The organism is Pseudoxanthomonas sp. Root630 (assembly GCF_001427585.1).
Lineage (GTDB): Bacteria > Pseudomonadota > Gammaproteobacteria > Xanthomonadales > Xanthomonadaceae > Pseudoxanthomonas_A.
On sequence record NZ_LMGY01000001.1, the window covers coordinates 92,440 to 110,949 of the forward strand.

The 18,510-nt window shown below is 68.8% G+C and carries 14 protein-coding genes, 1 other RNA gene and 1 pseudogene; 13 read left to right on the forward strand and 3 right to left on the reverse strand.

Annotation, left to right across the window (positions count from 1 at the left end; genetic code table 11):
* Positions 1-156: 156 nt before the first annotated feature.
* Positions 157-1,560 (forward strand): FAD/NAD(P)-binding protein, encoded by a 1,404-nt coding sequence (locus ASD72_RS00455; RefSeq protein WP_056878012.1) that lies wholly within the window; start codon positions 157-159, stop codon positions 1,558-1,560.
* Between the two features lie 3 nt (positions 1,561-1,563).
* On the opposite strand, the gene ASD72_RS00460 is transcribed toward ASD72_RS00455, so the two are convergent.
* Together ASD72_RS00460 and ASD72_RS00465 are read right to left on the reverse strand one after the other, a co-directional pair.
* Positions 1,564-1,953, reverse strand: a complete 390-nt coding sequence (locus ASD72_RS00460) for a YraN family protein (RefSeq protein WP_056878013.1) — start codon at positions 1,951-1,953, stop codon at positions 1,564-1,566.
* Positions 1,943-3,187 (reverse strand): annotated as a pseudogene (locus tag ASD72_RS00465) (penicillin-binding protein activator); the annotation flags it as partial. The pseudogene ASD72_RS00465 and the gene ASD72_RS00460, both read right to left, overlap by 11 nt.
* 236 nt (positions 3,188-3,423) lie before the next feature.
* On the opposite strand from ASD72_RS00465, the gene rsmI reads away from it, so the two are divergent.
* From rsmI to rnpB, 4 genes are all read left to right on the forward strand, one after another.
* Positions 3,424-4,245, forward strand: coding sequence for a 16S rRNA (cytidine(1402)-2'-O)-methyltransferase (gene rsmI, locus ASD72_RS00470; RefSeq protein ID WP_056878014.1), 822 nt, complete (start codon positions 3,424-3,426; stop codon positions 4,243-4,245).
* Between the two features lie 45 nt (positions 4,246-4,290).
* Positions 4,291-6,084: a DUF885 domain-containing protein gene (locus ASD72_RS00475; protein WP_200948793.1), complete on the forward strand. Its 1,794-nt coding sequence runs from the start codon at positions 4,291-4,293 to the stop codon at positions 6,082-6,084.
* 103 nt (positions 6,085-6,187) lie between these two features.
* The gene (locus ASD72_RS00480) at positions 6,188-8,002 is read left to right on the forward strand and encodes a DUF885 domain-containing protein (protein ID WP_056878454.1); all 1,815 of its coding nucleotides are present in this window, start codon (positions 6,188-6,190) and stop codon (positions 8,000-8,002) included.
* 140 nt (positions 8,003-8,142) lie between these two features.
* Positions 8,143-8,492: RNase P RNA component class A (rnpB, locus tag ASD72_RS02960), an RNA gene on the forward strand.
* A gap of 176 nt (positions 8,493-8,668) precedes the next feature.
* Here the strand turns inward: rnpB and ASD72_RS00485 are convergent.
* On the reverse strand, positions 8,669-9,439 hold the full coding sequence (locus ASD72_RS00485) for an NRDE family protein (RefSeq protein ID WP_056878015.1): 771 nt from the start codon (positions 9,437-9,439) through the stop codon (positions 8,669-8,671).
* 318 nt (positions 9,440-9,757) lie between these two features.
* On the opposite strand from ASD72_RS00485, the gene mraZ reads away from it, so the two are divergent.
* The 8 genes from mraZ to ftsW are packed head-to-tail and all read left to right on the forward strand — an operon-like array spanning position 9,758 to position 18,509.
* Entirely contained in the window at positions 9,758-10,204 is a 447-nt protein-coding gene (gene mraZ / locus ASD72_RS00490) for a division/cell wall cluster transcriptional repressor MraZ (RefSeq protein WP_056878016.1), read from the forward strand.
* The gene (gene rsmH, locus ASD72_RS00495; RefSeq protein ID WP_056878017.1) at positions 10,201-11,169 is read left to right on the forward strand and encodes a 16S rRNA (cytosine(1402)-N(4))-methyltransferase RsmH; all 969 of its coding nucleotides are present in this window, start codon (positions 10,201-10,203) and stop codon (positions 11,167-11,169) included. Before mraZ ends, rsmH begins: the two co-directional genes overlap by 4 nt.
* The gene (ftsL, locus tag ASD72_RS00500) at positions 11,166-11,429 is read left to right on the forward strand and encodes a cell division protein FtsL (protein WP_056878018.1); all 264 of its coding nucleotides are present in this window, start codon (positions 11,166-11,168) and stop codon (positions 11,427-11,429) included. Before rsmH ends, ftsL begins: the two co-directional genes overlap by 4 nt.
* Positions 11,426-13,273 carry a penicillin-binding transpeptidase domain-containing protein gene (locus ASD72_RS00505; protein ID WP_056878019.1) on the forward strand — a complete coding sequence of 616 codons (1,848 nt, stop codon included), beginning with the start codon at positions 11,426-11,428 and terminating at the stop codon, positions 13,271-13,273. Before ftsL ends, ASD72_RS00505 begins: the two co-directional genes overlap by 4 nt.
* On the forward strand, positions 13,270-14,754 hold the full coding sequence (locus ASD72_RS00510) for a UDP-N-acetylmuramoyl-L-alanyl-D-glutamate--2,6-diaminopimelate ligase (protein WP_056878020.1): 1,485 nt from the start codon (positions 13,270-13,272) through the stop codon (positions 14,752-14,754). Before ASD72_RS00505 ends, ASD72_RS00510 begins: the two co-directional genes overlap by 4 nt.
* Positions 14,751-16,130, forward strand: coding sequence for a UDP-N-acetylmuramoyl-tripeptide--D-alanyl-D-alanine ligase (murF, locus tag ASD72_RS00515; RefSeq protein ID WP_056878021.1), 1,380 nt, complete (start codon positions 14,751-14,753; stop codon positions 16,128-16,130). The genes ASD72_RS00510 and murF overlap by 4 nt, the downstream gene beginning before the upstream one ends.
* Positions 16,120-17,205, forward strand: a complete 1,086-nt coding sequence (gene mraY, locus ASD72_RS00520) for a phospho-N-acetylmuramoyl-pentapeptide-transferase (protein WP_056878022.1) — start codon at positions 16,120-16,122, stop codon at positions 17,203-17,205. Before murF ends, mraY begins: the two co-directional genes overlap by 11 nt.
* Positions 17,205-18,509: a putative lipid II flippase FtsW gene (gene ftsW, locus ASD72_RS00525; RefSeq protein ID WP_056878023.1), complete on the forward strand. Its 1,305-nt coding sequence runs from the start codon at positions 17,205-17,207 to the stop codon at positions 18,507-18,509. The genes mraY and ftsW overlap by 1 nt, the downstream gene beginning before the upstream one ends.
* Position 18,510 lies beyond the last annotated feature (1 nt).

Sequence of the window (18,510 nt, forward strand, 5' to 3'; positions counted from 1 at the left end):
ATCGCGCCGAACGGCGCGTCAGGCCCGGTAAATCAACGTCTGCGTGCGAGCGCTCACCGCGCGCGCCGGTCCGGACGCACGCCGCTAACCGATTCCTTACACCCTCCCCGGTTCCGCCTGATAGAAAACGCCGGCCCAACCGAGCGGAGACACACCATGCGCATCACCATCGTGGGAGCGGGTTTCAGCGGCAGCACGCTGGCGACCTTGCTGGCATCGACCGACGCCGGCGCGCCGGATGTCTGCCTGGTCGGCGTGGACGAGACGTTCGCGCGCGGCGTGGCCTACGGCGAGGCAAGGCCCGAGCACCTGCTGAACGTGCGTGCGGGGCACCTCGGCGCGCATCCCGACGATGCCGGCGGCTTCGCGCGCTGGTTGAGTCTCGGCGCGCGAGGAAAAGACGAATTCCTGCCGCGCGTCGCGTATGGCGACTATCTCGCCGAGCGCCTGCGCGAGGCCAACGAGGCGTCGGGGAATCTGTCGCTGGTGCGCCAGGAGGCCATCGCGATCAGCCGTGTCGGTGAAGGCTTCCGTGTGCACCTGGACGATGGCGGCTATTTCGCCAGCGACCGCGTGGTGCTCGCCGTCGGCGCATTGCCACCGCAGCGGCTGGCCGGCATCGGTCCGCGCCTGGCGCAGAGCGCGCGCTATATCGGCTGGCCGTGGCAGGACGATGCACTGGACCGGATTCCCGCCAACGCGCGCGTGCTGATCGTGGGCACCGGCCTGACGATGGCCGATGTCGCGGCCACGCTCGTTGCGCGCGGTCATCGCGGTGGGCTGACCGCGATCTCGCGCCACGGACTGCTGCCCCAAGCGCATGCCGTGACACCGGGCGAGGCGATCGAGCTGCCCCCCAGCGTGCAGATCGCCTTGCGTGGGCGCAGCGTGCGCGCGCTGCTCGCGGCGGTGCGTTCGGTCGTGCGCGTGGCGCCGGACTGGCGCAGCGTCGTGGATGCGCTGCGGCCGCACACCCAAGCGTTCTGGCGCAGCTTGTCCGCAACCGAGCGCGCGCGCTTCCTGCGCCACCTGCGTTCGTACTGGGAAGTGGCACGCCACCGCATCGCGCCGCGGGTCGCCGATACGCTGGCCACGCTGCAGGCCAGCGGCCAGTTGCGCGTGCGCGCCGCCCGCCTGCTGCGTGCCGGCCTGCGCGCGCAGGGCGCGGAAGTCCTGTTGCGAGGACGCGGCCAAGACCGCGTCGATGTCGAGCAGTACGACTACGTCATCCGGGCCACGGGGCTGGATACCGACATCGTCCGCAGCACCCACCCCCTGGTATCCCACCTGGTCGACGCAGGCCTGCTGGCGGCGGATCCGCACGGGCTGGGCGTGCAGGTGGGCGATGACTTGCAGGTGCGCGACCGCCAGGGCGACGTCGTGCGCGGACTGTTCTGCCTCGGCCCGTTGTTGCGTGGGCAGTCGTGGGAAATCACGGCGGTCCCCGAACTGCGTGCGGCGGCGGCGGCGCTGGCGGTGCGCCTGCGGGAAACGCAACACGCGGGTCTCGCCCGGCGCGGCGCGGTTGCACGGGAACTGGCCCTGTCCGCAGGCCTGTAGGGATCAGGCCTCGTCCGCGCGGAACGCGTCGCGGATCCAGTCCAGTCGTGGCGCGGCGGGATCGCCGTCGGCATCGATGACGTCGAACCGGCACGGCGCGTTTGCGTACGCCGGGTGGTCCTGCAGGAAGCGCAGCGCCGCATGCACCAGCTTGCGGCGCTTGCCGGCATCGACCGATGCCGCGCCGCCCCCGAAGGCGCGCGAACGCCGGAAGCGGACTTCGACGAACACCACGGTCCTGGCGCCGGTGACGGTGCCGTCGAGCATCACCAGGTCCAGCTCGCCACCGCGGTACGCCGCATTGGCGGCGATCTCGGTAAGGCCTGCTTTCAGCAGCAAGGTGCGGGCCGCGGCTTCGGCCGCGCGCCCGTCGGTGCGGCGATCAGCCGCCATCCGCGACGGGCACGGGCTGGCCGCCGCTGAAGGTGGCCCACGACGGTGCGCGCACGACATTGCCGAAGCCGTCGAGTTGCAGGCGACCGGTGGCGCCACGGATTTCGGTGTTGGCGCCCAGCGCGAGCTTTTCCAGATAGGCCGTCAACAGCCACGCGTCGTACCCGAAGGCGAACAGGCGGGCCGCCGGGCCGCGGGCCGTCGGCACGCGTTCGCCGGTCATGCCCGCGGCGGGCAACGCGGCCAGGCCGCGCGAGGTCCAGGTTTCGGTGGGAAACACGATGCCGTCCAGCGCCGCGTCGTCTTCCACCTTGCCGGTGCCCGAGGTCAGCTGCGAGGTGCCCACGCGGGTCTTGCCGCCCAGGCCGGCCAGCGCGAGCTGCGGCGTCAGGCTGCGCGCCGTGCTGCCACGTACCGCCAGGAACACGGCATCCACGCCTTCCTGCGCGGCGGTGCCGAGCGGAGCAGACAGGTCGCCCGGCGTCTCGGGCACGCTGATCACGCGCGCGACCTTGCCGCCGCGTTCGACGAAACGTTCGCGGAACGCCTGCGAGGCGCGACGACCGTTGTCGTCGCTGCCTTCGATGATCAGCACGGTCTTGCGCTCGCGCGCCCGCACGTATTCGGCGGCGGCGATGCCATCGTCCTCCGGTGCCAGCGAGAAACCCGCCTTGCCGTCGGGCGGCGCCACGGTGCCGCGGTTGAGCACCAGCATCGGCACGGCGAGGCCGGGCTGCTGGAAGAGGGCGCTGACTTCATCGCGGCCCAGCGGACCGACCACGAAGTCCGCGCCTTCGGCGGCGGCACGCGCGTAAGCCGCGGTGGCACCGGCGGCGGTACCGGTCGTGTCGTAGAACTGGATGTCCGGGCGACGGCGATGCTCGCCGTAATAGCCGGCCAGCAGGCCGTCGCGCACCGGAGCGGCTGCCGTGGCCAGGGTGCCCGACAGCGGCAGCAGCACGGCCAGCTTCATCGGCGGGCGATAACCGTCCGAATCGGCCGCCGGGCGGTTGCCTGCATCGAAATGCCATTGGGTACCGCGATCGAACGGACGCGGCAGCGGCAGGCCGCGGCGCTGCAGCGCACGGCCGGCGAAGTTGTACAGCGGGTCGCCGGCCGGCAGCGTGGCGGCATCGCGGGCGAGGGTGGCGTCGTCGAGCGTGCCGAGCAGCCGGTCGATCTCGCGTGCGTTGTCGCTGCGGGCCTGGCCACTGAGCGCGCCGTCCTGGCGGGCGAGCGTGCCGGCGCTGGCGAATGCGGGCGAGACGCGAGCCGTCGAGGTGGCCGGTCCCGTTCCCGACGTGGTGGCGCAACTGACCAGCACGAAGGCGAACATCAGCGCGGCGAGGGTCCGTCCTAGGCGCACGCGAGTGGAGAGCGTGCGGGCATCATGCAGGTCCATGGGCATCGTCGGCGTTCAGGCAGGGGAACCGGCTACGATTCTACCCTCAGCCAAGGAACCTCACTGGAATGCCCGCCGGAACCCTGTTCATCGTCGCCACCCCGATCGGCAATCTGGGCGACCTGACCCCACGTGCGCTGGAGGTGCTGCGCTCGGTCGCCGCCATCTGCGCCGAAGACACGCGGCGGAGCGGTCAGCTGCTGGCGCACTTCGGCGTCTCCACGCCGCTGGTGGCGCTGCATGAACACAACGAGGACGCCCTGGCGCAGCGGATCGTCGAACGCCTGCAGGCGGGCGATTCGCTGGCGCTGGTCAGCGATGCCGGCACGCCACTGGTCAGCGATCCCGGCTTCCGCCTGGTACGCGCCGCGCGCGCGGCCGGCATCAAGGTCAGTCCGCTGCCTGGCGCCTGTGCCGCGATCGCGGCCTTGAGCGTGGCGGGGTTGCCCAGCGATCGCTTCACGTTCGAAGGTTTCCTGCCGGCCAAGGCGTCCGCGCGGCGCGAGCAATTGCAGCGCCTGGCAGGCGAGGCCCGCACGCTGGTGTTCTACGAGTCCTCGCACCGCATCGCGGAGTCGCTGGCGGACATGCGCACCGCGTTCGGCGACGACCGACCGGCCGTGTTGGCGCGCGAACTGACCAAGCTGTTCGAAACCGTGCTCGACGGCACCTTGGCCGAGTTGCAGGCGCGCGTCGATGCCGACGACAACCAGCGCAAGGGCGAGTTCGTCGTCATGGTGCAGGGCGCCAGCGACGACATGGAGGCGCGCCTGGCCGAGGGCCGCCGCGTCTACGCGCTGCTGAACGCCCACCTGCCGCCGTCGGCGGCGGCCAAGCTCGCTGCCGAGATCACCGGCGCGCCGAGAAAGGAGTTGTATGGCGCGCGATAGTGGGCCGTGTTGGCTGGCCTCGAATGAAAGGGGATGAAGATGAGAATGCGTGAACTACGCATCGCTGCAGTCGCGATGCTGATCGTCGTGGCGGCATCGCCCGCCGCGATCGCGTCGACCCCGCCGGACGCCCGTGCGCGTTTTGGCCTGCTGGTGGCGGAGAGCCAGAAGGCCGACGACGCGCTCCATCCACTGCGTCTCGCCGAGCGCGGCCTGCCCCCGACCGGGGCCGTTTTCGTCGACCCCCAGGGCGAGGCCTTTGCCCGGCAGCTGGCGACGAACAAGCGTGCCGAACTGTCGGGCCTGGCCGGCATAGACCGTGCCTCCCTCGGTGAGAAGGAGCAGATTGCCTACGACGCGTTCCGCTACCAGGCCGAGCAGGCGCTTGGCGAAATCGACAGCGGCATCCATGCGATCCGCAACCTGGTGCCGTTGAACGCCTCCTTCGGTTTGCACGTCGAGTTCCCCGACTACCTGTCGGGCGCCCGGTTCAAGACGGTCGAAGACTACGAACGGGGGCTGGCCCAGCTCGAGGGCTTCGCCGACTTCATGGACCGCACGGTGGATCGGATGGAGCAGGGTATGGCCCAGGGCTATCACCCGCCGAAGGTGGTGGTGAACAACGTCCTGGGGCAGGTCGAGGCCTTCCTAAAGCTGCCGGTCGAGGAGAATCCCTTCTACTCGCCGGTCACGCGTTTCCCTGACGCCATTGGAGCGGCAGACCGCAGTCGCCTGCAGGCCGCCTATCGCCGGACCATCGAGGACCGCGCCACGCCAGCCTACGAGCGATGGCGCACGTTCCTGCGCGAACGCTATCTGCCGGTCGCCACCGATGGTGTCGGCCTGTGGGCGATGAAGGACGGCGAGCGGGTGTATGCCTCCCTGCTGGCCCAACACACCACCACCACGATGAGCGCGCAGCAGATCCACCAGCTCGGCGTGGCCGAAGTGGCCAGGATCCGCGCCGCGATGGAACAGGCGCGCCAGGCGACCGGCTTCGACGGCGACCTGCCGGCCTTCTTCGAACACGTCCGCACCGGGCCCGAGTTCTACTATTCCAAACCGGAAGACCTCATCGACCACTTCGAACGCATCGAGCACAAGGTCTGGGAGCGGATGCCCGAACTGTTCTCGCGTCGTCCGCGTGCCGAATTCGAGCTGCGTCCGCTGCCGGCGCTGGGAGACCAGCGGGGCACGGGCTACTACCGCGCCGGTCCGCCGGACGCGTCGGAGCCCGGTGTCCTGTACTTCAACATGGCCATGTTGAACACGCGTCCCATCCCGACCCTGGAGACCTTGCAGCTGCACGAAGGCGTGCCGGGCCACCACTACCAGATTTCACTGGTCCAGGAGGACGAGAGCCTGCCGGAGCTGTTGCGTTTCGGCCAGGTGCCGGCCACCGCCTACACCGAGGGCTGGGGCCTGTATGCCGAATCCCTGGGCCAGGAACTGGGCATGTTCACCGACCCCTACCAGTGGTTCGGCCACCTGGACATGGAAATGCTGCGCGCCGTGCGCCTGGTGGTCGATACCGGTCTCCACGCCCTGCACTGGGACCGCCAGCGCGCGATCGACTACATGCTGGCCAATACCTCCATGGCCCCGCGCGACGTGGCGGTCGAGATCGACCGCTACATCACCAATCCGGGCCAGGCCTGCGCCTACAAGGTGGGTGAGCTGAAGTTCCAGGAGCTGCGGCGCCGCGCGACCGAGCGCTTGGGCCCGGATTTCGACATCCGGCGTTTCCACGACCAGGTACTGGACACCGGCGCGCTGCCGCTGGATGTGCTGGAAGCCAAGATCGACCGCTGGTTGATGTCGAGCGAGGCGGCACGGTAGGCCTTGGGTGCGCGTCCTGTTCGGAGAGATTGCGTGATCTCATTCTGCGTTCCGGCCTCTCGGCATTCGAGGCTCGGGACGCTTTGCTTTGGAGGTGCACCTGATGCGTCGTCGTGAACTGCTGGTCGGCGCCGTGGCGCTTGGCATGACGTGGCCCCTGGCCGCGCGCATGGCGGGTTCGATTCCTGCCTCCGACACGATGGGGGATGCGTCCGCCGAGGACGTCCGCCTGGCGGACCTGCTGCAACGCCATGCCCAGGCCCTGAAAGCAGAGGAGGGTGGGCCGGACCGTCTGGCCGACTATTCGCTGGCCGCACGCGCGCGTCACCGGCAGGCGACGGTGCGGCGCCTGGACGAACTGGGCGGGATCGACCGTGCCGCACTTTCGGCCGCCGCGGCCCTGGACTACGACACGGCCCGCTTCGTCTACGAGGCCATGGCGGACCAGTACGGGCGCTACGGCTTTTCCGACATCAACCTGCGGCCCAGCCCCTATGTCGTCAGCCAGATGAACGGTGCCTACTTCTGGCTGCCGGAGGATATCGGCGGACGCTCGCCCATGAAGGACGCGGCGGATGCCGACCGCTATCTGGACAGGCTGGGCCAGTTCGCCGTGGCCCTGGACCAGGAGACCGAACAGATCCACCACGACGCAGGCCTGGGTGTCATCCCGCCGGATTTCATTCTGGCCAAGACCCTGAAGCAGCTCGCGACCTTGCGCGATGCCGCGCCGACCGGCAATGCACTGACGACGTCGGCGCTCGCGCGTGCCCGCGATGCCGGGATTGCCGATCTGGACAGTCGCGCCTCGGCGATCTTCGTCGGGCGTATCGTTCCTGCCCTGCAACGCCAGAGCGAAGCGCTCGCGGCCTTGCTGCCCCGCGCCGACGATCGGGCGGGCATCTGGGCCAAGCCCGACGGCGAGGCCTACTACGCCTCGGCCCTGCATTCGAACACCACCGCCAGTTATGCGCCGGGGGAACTGCATCAACTCGGCCAGGCCTGGGTAAAGGAACTGTCTGCCGAGATCGATCAGCTGCTGCGTGCGCAGGGCCTGGCCCGCGGATCGGTGGGTGAGCGCATGGCCGCCCTGGATCGCGACCCGCGCTTCCTCAAGCCGGATACGGAAGCGGGACGCCAGGCGATCATCGACTACGCCAGCGCACACCTGGATCGGATCAAGGGCCTGCTGCCGCGTGGTTTCCACGTGATTCCGGATCGACCGGTCGAGGTGCGGCGCATCTCGCCCGCGATCCAGGACGGCGCGCCGGGCGCGTTCTACAGCGCCAGCAGCGATCCCGCCCAGCCTTCGACCATCTACCTCAACCTGCGCTCAGTCGCGGAGAACGCGCTGTGGCGCATCCCGACCCTGCTGCACCATGAGGGGATACCCGGGCACCATTTCCAGGACAGCGTCCTGCGCGATGCGGGCGGGCTATCACTGTTCCGGCGGTCGGTGCGCTTCTCGGCCTGGACCGAGGGCTGGGCCCTGTATGCCGAACAACTGGCGGATGAGCTCGGTGCCTATGACGGCGATCCGGCCGGGCGCATCGGTTACCTGCAAGGCCAACTGTTCCGCGCCTGCCGCGTGGTCGTCGACACCGGCATCCACCACGCGCGTTGGACCCGCCAGCAGGCCATCGACTGGATGGTGGCCAACGCCGGCGAACATCGCGACGCCGCCGAGCGTGAGATCGACCGCTATTGCGTCTACCCGGGGCAGGCCTGCAGTTTCATGGTCGGCAAGCAGCAGATACTCGCTTCGCGCGAGAAGGCCCGGCAGCGCTTGGGGGCGCGATTCGACTCGCGCGCCTACAACGACTTCATCCTGGCGTCCGGGCCGCTTCCGATGGACGTCCTGGACGGTGCGGCGGCGCTGATGGCGGGAATCACCGGCGCGCCGCGCAAAGCGCTATAGGGCGCGGGGCCAGCCCCCTGAGTCGGGGGGCGATTCGCGCCTTTGGTGCGAATGGGGGTGTGGACGTGCGCAGCGGGGCGCGATGTCTGCGCAGCGGACATTGGGGTATTCGACGGCGAAGCCGTAGAATGCACGTCGGCGGAGCCGGCCAGACAGTCGCGTCATTGGAAACAATGCCGAGGAAAGTCCGGGCTCCACAGGGCACGGTGCCAGGTAACGCCTGGGCGGCGCGAGCCGACGGAAAGTGCAACAGAAAGATACCGCCTAAGACTGCTTCGGCAGGACGGCAAGGGTGAAATGGTGCGGTAAGAGCGCACCGCGAGTCCGGCAACGGACCGGCACGGCAAACCCCACCGGGAGCAAGACCAAATAGGGAGGCTATGCTGCGGCCCGCAGTGTCTCCGGGTAGGTTGCTTGAGCGTAACGGTGACGTTGCGCCTAGAGGAATGACTGTCCACGACAGAACCCGGCTTACCGGCCGGCTCCGCCGCCAGCTTCAACGCGCGAAGCGCGTTGAAGCGCCCAAAGTTCGCATGGCGAACTTTGGGCCCCAGGCCTTCGTTGCCACACCCCCGCTCGCGCGGTGCGCTCGCCGCCCCCTGACTCAGGGGGCTTTGAAGAGCGGTTCCGATTGCGCTTGTGGGAGCGACGTAAGTCGCGATAGCGCTACGCCGCGACGCCGACCCGCAACGTCGTCTCGCCCTCGAACACGCCGTCAGGCCCGAAGCGCCGCTCGCTGATCCAGCCATGGCCCGCGTGGTCGATCGCGATGAGCGTGCTCGCGCGGGTGCCGTAGCGGGCGTCGCGGATGAAGGCAGGCGACAGCATGCGTTCGAGTTCAAGGCCCACGCCGGTGTCGGGAAGGCGTTCGTCGGGTGCGGATGTTTCGTCCGCCAACGCCTTCCACAGCGGATCGGCATTCTCGTCGCCGGCCGCGATCCAGGCCGCCAGTCGCGCCTTCAACGCCACCGTCTTCGGCCACGGCTCATCGAGGTCGCCATTGGAGAGCCCGTGCACGCCGGGCGCCAGCGGGATGCGCCGTGGAATGGGGTAGTTGCTGAGGTACTCGCAGGTCGTGTCGTCGGCCAGCACCAGGTTGAAGGGGGCGAAGGACTCCGCCGCCACCAGCAGCCCCGCGCTGCGATGGTCCGCGCCATCCGGCGAAGCCAGGAATCCCGTTGCGAGCTGGCCCCGCGAAGGCGCGCCGGGCACGACGATGGCCGGGTCCCGCACGTTGGTCACCACTGCCACGCGCCCCTGCCGGTCGGTGCCGGCCCAGGTACCCCCGGACTGTAGGTCGCGTCCGGCGAGGAGGCCGGACGGGTCTGTCCAGACCGCCAGTCCTGCGGTCGGGCGGGCATGGAACTCGTCCCGATTGCCGGCCAGCACGAGCCGCCAGCGGGGATGGACGTTCCAGGCGAGCGCGACCAGGCACATCCCCGGATTCTGGACCCCCGGTCCGCGCACTTCCACTCCGCGCCCGCCCGCTGGGAGGCGCGTCATGTGAAGCGATGGTCACCTCACTGAATCGTCGCCCAATCTCAAAATTTGAGACGAAACAGCGACTTGTGGATAAGGTTTGAACAAGTCTCTGAAGTTCGCTGCAAGCCATTGATCCGCCAAGCGATTTCCCCCTCGGTTTCCTGTTGACAACCTTGTGCGCGGTGCTAAGGTGGGCAACAGAGGGAAAACCGGGGTTTTCGTGGTTTTTCGTGGTTCAATGACCGTCCAGCGGCAGATCGAAGGGCAGGGGTTGTGTTTCAAGGTGAGACCGCCATCACAGTGGACGACAAGGGACGGCTCGCGGTGCCCACCGCGTACCGCGATGTCGTCGCGCGCGACTGCGGCAACCGCCTGGTGATCACCTACAACCCGTTCGAAGCCGGCAGCCTGTACCTGTATCCCGAAAAGGTCTGGCAGCGCGTCCGCGACGACGTCAACAAGCTGCCCAGCACCCAGCGCGCCCACCGCAGCCTGCAATTGAAGCTGATCGGCGCGGCCTCTCCGGTGGAACTGGATGGCAACGGCCGCATCAGCATTCCCGCCAGCCACCGCAGCGCGGTGGGCATCGAGAAGAAAGCCGTGCTGCTGGGCATGGGCGAGAAGTTCGAACTCTGGAGCGAGCAGGCGCACCACGCGCAGATCCGTCAGACCCTCACTGACGACGATCTGAGCGCACACATGCTTGAGCTGCGCTTGTGAGGAAGGGTGACGGCAAGCGGCAGTCCGCGCCGGCCGGTCACCTCCCAGCGCTGCACTTGCCGGTGTTGTACACGCAGGTCATGGAAGGGCTGCAGGTGAAGGAGGACGGAACGTACCTGGACGGCACCTTCGGGCGCGGAGGCCACGCGCGCGGCGTGCTGCAACAACTCGGCCCGGGAGGCCGGCTGCTGTTGATGGACAAGGATCCCGAAGCGATCGCGCATGCCGAACAGACGTTCGCGGGCGACGCGCGCGTTGCGATCCGCCGTGCCAGCTTCGCCGCCCTCGCCGAATGGGATGCCACGGCCGCCGGCCTGGACGGCGTGCTGCTGGACCTGGGCGTGTCCTCACCGCAACTCGATGTCGCCGAGCGCGGTTTCAGCTTCGGCAAGGACGGTCCGCTGGACATGCGCATGGATCCGGATGCCGGCCAGAGCGCGGCCGAGTGGATCGCGCAGGCCGACGAGCGCGCGATCGCCGACGTGCTGTGGACCTACGGCGAAGAAAAGCAGAGCCGCCGCATCGCGCGCGCCATCGTCGCGCGCCGCGCCGAGCAGCCGTTCACCCGCACCGCCGATCTCGCCGCGGTGATCGCGTCGGTGATGCCGCGCGGCGAAAAGATCCATCCCGCCACGCGCAGCTTCCAGGGCATCCGGATCCACATCAACCGCGAACTCGCGGATCTGGAAGCCGGCCTGGACGCCGCGCTGGCGCGGCTCAGGGTCGGCGGCCGGCTGGCCGTGATCAGCTTCCACTCGCTGGAAGACCGCATCGTCAAGCAGTTCATCAACAAGCATGCGAAGGCGCCGCCGGCCAATCGCCGGTTGCCGGTCGCGACGGACTTCGTTCCCACGCTGCGCGCCATCGGCGGTGCCCGGAAGGGCGAAGCCGACGAGGTGTCATCGAATCCGCGCGCCCGCAGCGCGGTGCTGCGCGTGGCCGAGAAGCTGGAGGTGGCGGCATGACGCGCTTCCTCCTCGCGGTCCTGGTGCTGGCCAGCATCGCTTCTGCGATCGGCGTGGTCTATGCGCGCCACCGCCACCGCGTGCTGTTCGACGAGGTGACGCGCCTGGAGCGCGCACGCGACGAACTGAACGTCGAGTTCGGTCGCCTGCAGTTGGAGCAGGCCACCGTCGCCGAAGCGACCCGCATCGACCAGATCGCCCGCGTGCGCCTGGGCATGAAGTCGCCGGAAGCGGCCGACATCGTGGTGGTGCGCCCATGAACGCCGCGCCCGCCAAGAACCGTAACCGCGCCCGCTTCAACCTGCGCGGCCGCCTGGCGCTGGTGCTGGGCGCGATGGGCCTGTGTTCGATCAGCCTGGTCGGGCGCGCGGCCTACGTGCAGCTGATCAACCACGATTTCTACCAGCGGCAGGGCGATGCACGCTTCCTGCGCGAGATCCCGATCCCGACCTCGCGCGGCATGATCACCGATCGCAACGGCGAGCCGGTGGCGGTGTCCTCGCCGGTGGAATCGGTGTGGGGCAACCCGCAGGAGTTGCTGAAGGCGCCCGACCGCCTGCCCGAACTGGCGCAGGCGCTGGGCGTGCCGCTCGACCACCTGACCAACCGCCTCTCGCAGAAGGCCGACAAGGAGTTCCTGTACCTCAAGCGCCGGATCAACCCGGACGAGGCACAGAAGATCCTGGCGCACAAGATTCCCGGCGTGTTCTCGCAGCGCGAGTTCCGTCGCTTCTATCCGCAGGGGCCGGCGATGGCCCACGTGCTGGGCTTCACCAACATCGACGACCGCGGCCAGGAAGGCCTGGAACTGGCCTTCGACGAATGGCTCAGCGGTACGCCGGGTGCGCAGAAGGTGATCCGCGACAACCGCGGCCGCATCGTCGAGAACGTAGACCTGATCCGCTCCGCGCAGCCGGGCAAGGACCTGACGCTCAGCATCGATCGCCGCATCCAGTATCTCGCGCACCGCGAGTTGCGCAACGCGCTGCTCGAGCACCAGGCGAGCAGCGGCTCGATCGTGATCATGGACGTGACCACCGGCGAAGTGCTCGCGATGGTCAACCTGCCGACCTACAACCCGAACGCGATCGAGCGGGTGAAGCCGGATGCGCGCCGCAATCGCGCGCTGACCGACATGATCGAGCCAGGCTCGACGATGAAGCCGCTGACCGTCTCGACGGCGTTGAAGGCCGGCGTGGTCACGCCTTCCACGCTGATCAACACCAACCCCGGCTACATGGCGTTGAACAGCCGCTACACCATCCGCGACGTGCCCCGTAACAACGGCGTGCTGACCGTGACGGGCGTGATCACCAAGAGCTCGAACATCGGCTCCATCAAGATCGCAGAGAAGCTGCAGAACACCTACTTCTACGAAAGCATCCACAGCTTCGGCTACGGGCAGAAGCCGGGCAGCGGCTTTCCGGGCGAATCGGCCGGCGTGCTCGCGCCGCCGGACCGCTGGAACGGCCTGCAGAAGGCGACGATGTCGTACGGCTACGGCCTGGCAGTGACGCCGCTGCAGATCGCGCGCGCCTACTCGGCGCTGGGCAATGGCGGCAGGCTGGTGACGCCGACCTTCGTGAAGGGCCAGCGTGCCGAGGCGCCGCAGGTGCTGGATCCGGCGATCGCACGCGAAGTCGTCGGCATGATGGAGACCGTGGTGACGCAGGGCGGCGCCAAGCGCGCCGGCGTGTTGGGCTACCGCGTGGCGGGCAAGACCGGCACCGCCCGCATCGCGGCTGGCGGCGGCTACGCGAAGGGTCGCTACGCTTCGTTCTTCGCCGGCCTGGTGCCGGCCAGCAATCCGCGTTTCGCCGCCGTGGTGGTGATCAACGATTCGCAGGAAGGCGGCTACTACGGTGGCCTGGTCGCCGCGCCGGTGTTCCATGACGTGATGGATGGTGCGCTGCGGCTGATGGACGTGCCGCCGGACGATATCGAAACCTGGCTCGCCGCGCAGGCCAAGAACACGCAGAAGCCGAATGGCGGCGCACCGGCATCCGTGCCGGCGGCCATCGTGGACGATGCCATCGACACGACGGACACCTCCGCCTTCGATGCGCCGCATGCATCGCTGCCGACGACGGGGGCCGCGCGATGAGGCGCATGATGGCCCTCGCCGAGCTGCTGCCCGACGTGGACGTGCCGCGCGACATCGTCGTGCGCGGGCTCACCCTGGACAGTCGCGCCGTGCAGCCGGGCGATGCCTTCGTGGCGATCGCGGGCTTCGGTGCGCACGGCCTGAACTTCGCCGTGCAGGCGAAAGAGAACGGCGCCAGTGCGGTGCTGTTCGAGCCGCCGGTGCCGGATGGCCTGGAAGCGCCCCGCGATGCGATCCCGGTGCCGGGTCTGCGTGCCCGCATGGGCGCGATGGCGGACCGGTTCCACGCGGCGCCGTCGCACGACATGAAGATGGTCGGCGTCACCGGCACCAACGGCAAGACCTCGACGGTCCAGCTGCTGGCGCAGGCATGGCACCTGCGGGGCGTCCGCTGCGCGACGGTCGGCACGCTCGGCGCCGGCATGTACGGCGAGGTGGTGCCCACCGGCTTCACCACGCCGCTGGTCCTGCAGATGCATGCGTTGCTGGCGCAGTTCCGCGACGCCGGGGCGAAGGCGGTCGCGATGGAGGTCAGCTCGCACGCGCTCGACCAGGGCCGCGTGGACGCGGTCCACTTCGACGTGGGCGTGTTCACCAACCTCACGCGCGACCACCTGGACTATCACGGCGACATGGAGCGCTACGGCGCCGCCAAGTCGCTGCTGTTCACGCGCAATGGCTTGAAGGCGGGCGTCGTCAATCTCGACGATGCCTATGGGCGCGAACTTTTCACCCGCCTGCCGCACGGCCTGCAGCGCGTGGGCGTGAGTTCGCGCGGCCAGGGCGAGGCCGTCGTGCGCGCCGATGCGCTGCGCCTGGACGGCAACGGCATCGCGTTCGACCTGGTGATCGGCGACGAGCAGCAGCCGGTGCAGTCGCGCCTGCTGGGCCGTTTCAACGTCGACAACCTGCTGGCGGTCGCCGGGGCGCTGCATGCGCTCGGTGACACGCCGTCCGAGATCGCGCGCACGCTGTCGCGCCTGCTGCCGATCCATGGCCGCATGAACCGCCTGGGTGGCGACGCCGATGCATCCGGTAGCCGCCGCCCGTTGGTGGTGATCGATTACGCGCACACGCCGGACGCGCTCGAACAGGCGCTGGCCAGCCTGCGCGACCACGTCCAGGGCCGCCTGGTCTGCGTATTCGGTTGCGGCGGCGACCGCGATGCCGGCAAGCGCCCGCAGATGGCGGAGATCGCCGAGCGCCTGGCGGATGTGGTGATCGTCACCGACGACAATCCGCGCACCGAGGATGGCGACCGCATCGTGGCGGACATCCTCGCCGGCTTCACTCGCCCGGGCGCGGCCACCGTGCAGCGCGACCGCGGCCTGGCGATCGCCCACGCCATCGCGATGGCGGGTGCAGACGACATCGTGCTGGTCGCTGGCAAGGGCCACGAGCCCTACCAGGACATCCAGGGCGTGAAGCATCCGTTCGACGACACCAACGTGGCGCGCAAGGCCCTGGAGGAACGCGCATGAAGCGCCTTCCCTTGTCATTGCTGGCGCACTGGGCGGGCGGCGAACTGCTCGGCGACGATCTGGTGATCGGCTCGCTGACGAACGACACCCGCACGCTGGTGCCCGGCAGCCTGTACGTGGCGCTGCGCGGCGAGCGGTTCGACGGCCACGATTTCGCTTACGACGCCTCCATGCGTGGTGCGGCCGCCGTGCTCGTGGACCATGAAGTGAAGGTCGACGTGCCGCAGGTCGTCGTGCCCGACACGTTGTTGGCGCTGGCGCGCATCGCGGCCGGGCTGCAGCGCGACCGCGTGGAGAAGGTCGTCGCCATCACCGGCAGCAACGGCAAGACGACGGTCAAGACGCTGGTGGTGGCTATCCTGCAGCGCGCGGGCGTCACCTACTTCAATCCCGGCAACCGCAACAACGAGATCGGCCTGCCGATGGCGGTCATCGACGCGCCCGACGATGCCGATTTCTCGGTGTACGAGATGGGTGCCGGCAAGCCGGGCGACATCGCCTACCTGACGGACATCTTGACGCCGGAAGTGGCGCTGGTGAACAACATCGCCGCCGCCCACCTGGAACGCATGGGCTCGTTGATGGGCGTGGCCGAGACCAAGGGCGCCATCTACGAAGCACTGCCGGCCGACGGCACCGCGGTGATCAACGCCGACGATGCCTTCGCCGAGTATTTCGCCAGCCGCGTGCCGGATCGCCGGATCCTGCGGTTCGGCCTGGAAGCGACCTCCGACATCACCGCGCGCGCGCTGCGCCCGGGTGCCGAGGGCACGGAGTTCGTGTTGGTGGCGCCGCATGGCGAAGTGCCGGTCAGTCTGCACTTGCCGGGCCGCCACAACGTGCTGAATGCCCTCGCCGCCGCGGCTGTCGCGATGGCCTGCGGCGTATCGCTGGCGACGATCGCCGAAGGTCTGTCCGCCGCGCAGCCGGTCGCTGGCCGCCAGGTCGCCCGCACGCTCGCCAACGGTGCCGTGGTGATCGATGACAGCTACAACGCGAATCCGGGCTCGCTGATGGCCGCCATCGACACGCTCGCGGCGGCCAGCGCGCAGGCGAACGGGGAGGGCTGGCTGGTACTGGGCGACATGCGCGAACTGGGCGCCGACGCCGAAGCGCTGCACGCCGAGGCCGGTCGTCGCGCGAAGAGCGCCGGTATCCGCCGCCTGTACACGCTGGGTCCGCTCAGCGCCGCCGCCGCCGCCGCGTTCGGCGAGGGCGCGCATCCATTCGACGATCACGCCTCGCTGGCCGACGCCCTGCGCGCCGAGCTGCGGGCCGGTGTGCGCTGTCTGGTCAAGGGGTCGCGCGGCAGCGCGATGGACCGGATCGTCGCCACCTTGCTGTCCACCGGGGAGGACAAACCGCATGTTGCTTGAACTGGCTCGCTGGCTGCAGAGCCTGGAGAACTTCTTCGGCCTGTTCGGCTACCTGACGTTCCGCGGCATCCTGGCCGCGCTGACGTCGCTGGCGCTGTCGCTGTGGCTGGGCCCGGCGGTGATCCGCAGGCTCGGCCAGCTGAAGGGCGGCCAGCCGATCCGCAAGGACGGCCCGCAGTCGCACTTCTCCAAGGCGGGTACGCCAACGATGGGCGGCGCGCTGATCCTGATCACCGTGGCGGCTTCGGTGCTGCTGTGGGGCGACCTGCGCAACAAGTACGTGTGGGTGGTGCTGCTGGTCATGGTCTGCTTCGGCGTGATCGGCTGGTACGACGACTGGATCAAGATCGTCCGCCGCGATCCGAACGGCCTGAAGTCGCGCTGGAAGTACCTGCTGCAGTCGATCTTCGGCTTGGCCGCCGGCCTGTACCTGTACCTGTACGCCGACGTGCCGGCGGCGACGACCTTCTATGTGCCGTTCTTCAAGTCCATCGCCATGCCGCTGGCCGGCATCGGATTCGTCGCCATCGCGTACTTCTGGATCGTCGGTTTCTCCAACGCGGTCAACCTGACGGATGGCCTCGATGGCCTGGCGATCATGCCGACGGTACTGGTGGCATGCGCACTGGGCGTGTTCGCCTATGCCTCGGGCAACGCGGTGTTCTCGAACTACCTGCAGATCCCGCAGGTGCCGGGCGCCGGCGAGCTGACCATCATCTGTGCCGCCATCGCGGGCGCGGGCCTGGGCTTCCTCTGGTTCAACACCTATCCGGCGATGGTGTTCATGGGCGACATCGGCGCGTTGGCGCTGGGTGCGGTGCTGGGCACCATCGCCGTGATCGTGCGCCAGGAACTGGTGCTGGTGATCATGGGCGGCATCTTCGTCATCGAGACGCTGTCGGTGATGATCCAGGTGGCGTCGTTCAAGCTGACCGGCAAGCGCGTGTTCCGGATGGCGCCGATCCACCACCACTTCGAGCTGAAGGGCTGGCCCGAGCCGCGCGTGATCGTGCGCTTCTGGATCATCTCCGTCGTGCTCGTCCTCATCGGCCTGGCCACGTTGAAGGTGCGCTGATGAACGACACGCCGCGCCAAGCCACGCGACTGGAAGCCATCGGGGGCCGCTTCGACCCCTGGTTGCTCGGCGCCATGCTGGCGCTGGCGTCGCTGGGCGTGGTGATGGTCGCATCGGCGTCCATCTACCAGCACGGCAACCCGTTCTACTACCTGGTCCGCCACGGCATGTTCCTGGCGGCGGGCGCGGGCCTGGCATGGTGGGTGACGCGCACCGAACTGAAGAGCATCGAGGCGCGCAATCACCTGCTGCTGCTGGGCTGCGTAGTGCTGCTGCTGATGGTGTTCGTGCCGGGCCTGGGCGTGAGCGTCAAGGGTGCGCACCGCTGGATCAACCTGGGCGTGTCAAATTTCCAGGTCGTGGAAGTGGTGAAGGTGTTCTTCATCGTCTGGCTGGCCAGCTACCTGGTGCGCTTCCGGGATGAGGTCAACGCCACGTGGGCCGCGATGCTCAAGCCGCTGGGCGTGGTGGTGTTGCTGGTCGCCCTGCTGCTGATGCAGCCGGACTTCGGTTCGTCCTCGCTGCTGCTGGCGATCACCGCCGGCATGCTGGTGCTGGGGGGCGTGAACATGCCGCGCATGTTCGGCCCGGTGCTGGTGGGCCTGCCGATCCTCGCGGTCATCGCGATCGCCGAACCGTACCGCATGCGCCGTCTGACCTCGTTCTCCGATCCGTGGGCGGATCCGTTCGGCAGCGGCTACCAGCTCACCAACGCGCTGATGGCGATCGGTCGCGGCGAATGGGCGGGCATCGGGCTGGGCGGTTCCGTACTCAAGCTCAACTACCTGCCGGAAGTGCATACCGACTTCATCTTCTCCGTGATCGGCGAAGAACTCGGCTTCGTCGGCGTCTGCCTGGTCATCGCGCTGTACGCGCTGCTGGTCGGTCGCGCCTTCGTGATCGGCCTGCGCTGTGTGGAGATGCGCAGGCACTTCGCCGGCTATGTCGCCTTCGGCGTCGCGCTGTGGATCGGCATGCAGAGCTTCGTGTCGATGGGCGTGAATCTGGGCCTGCTGCCGACCAAGGGCCTGACGCTGCCGCTGATCTCCTCCGGCGGTTCCAGCATCCTGATGACCTGCGTGGCGATGGGCCTGCTGCTGCGCGTGTCGTACGAACTCGAGCGCACCCAGCGCCAGGTCGCCTTGCGCGGCGAAGCGCTGCAGACCACGCCGAATGGCGAAGCGCGTTCCCCCGCCGATGCCGCACCGGCAACGCCAAAGCCGGCGCCGTCGCTGTCCGAGACGCTGCGTGGCACCAGTCGTCTGCGTTCGCGTGTCGAACCCACCTTCGAGAGGATCGCATGAG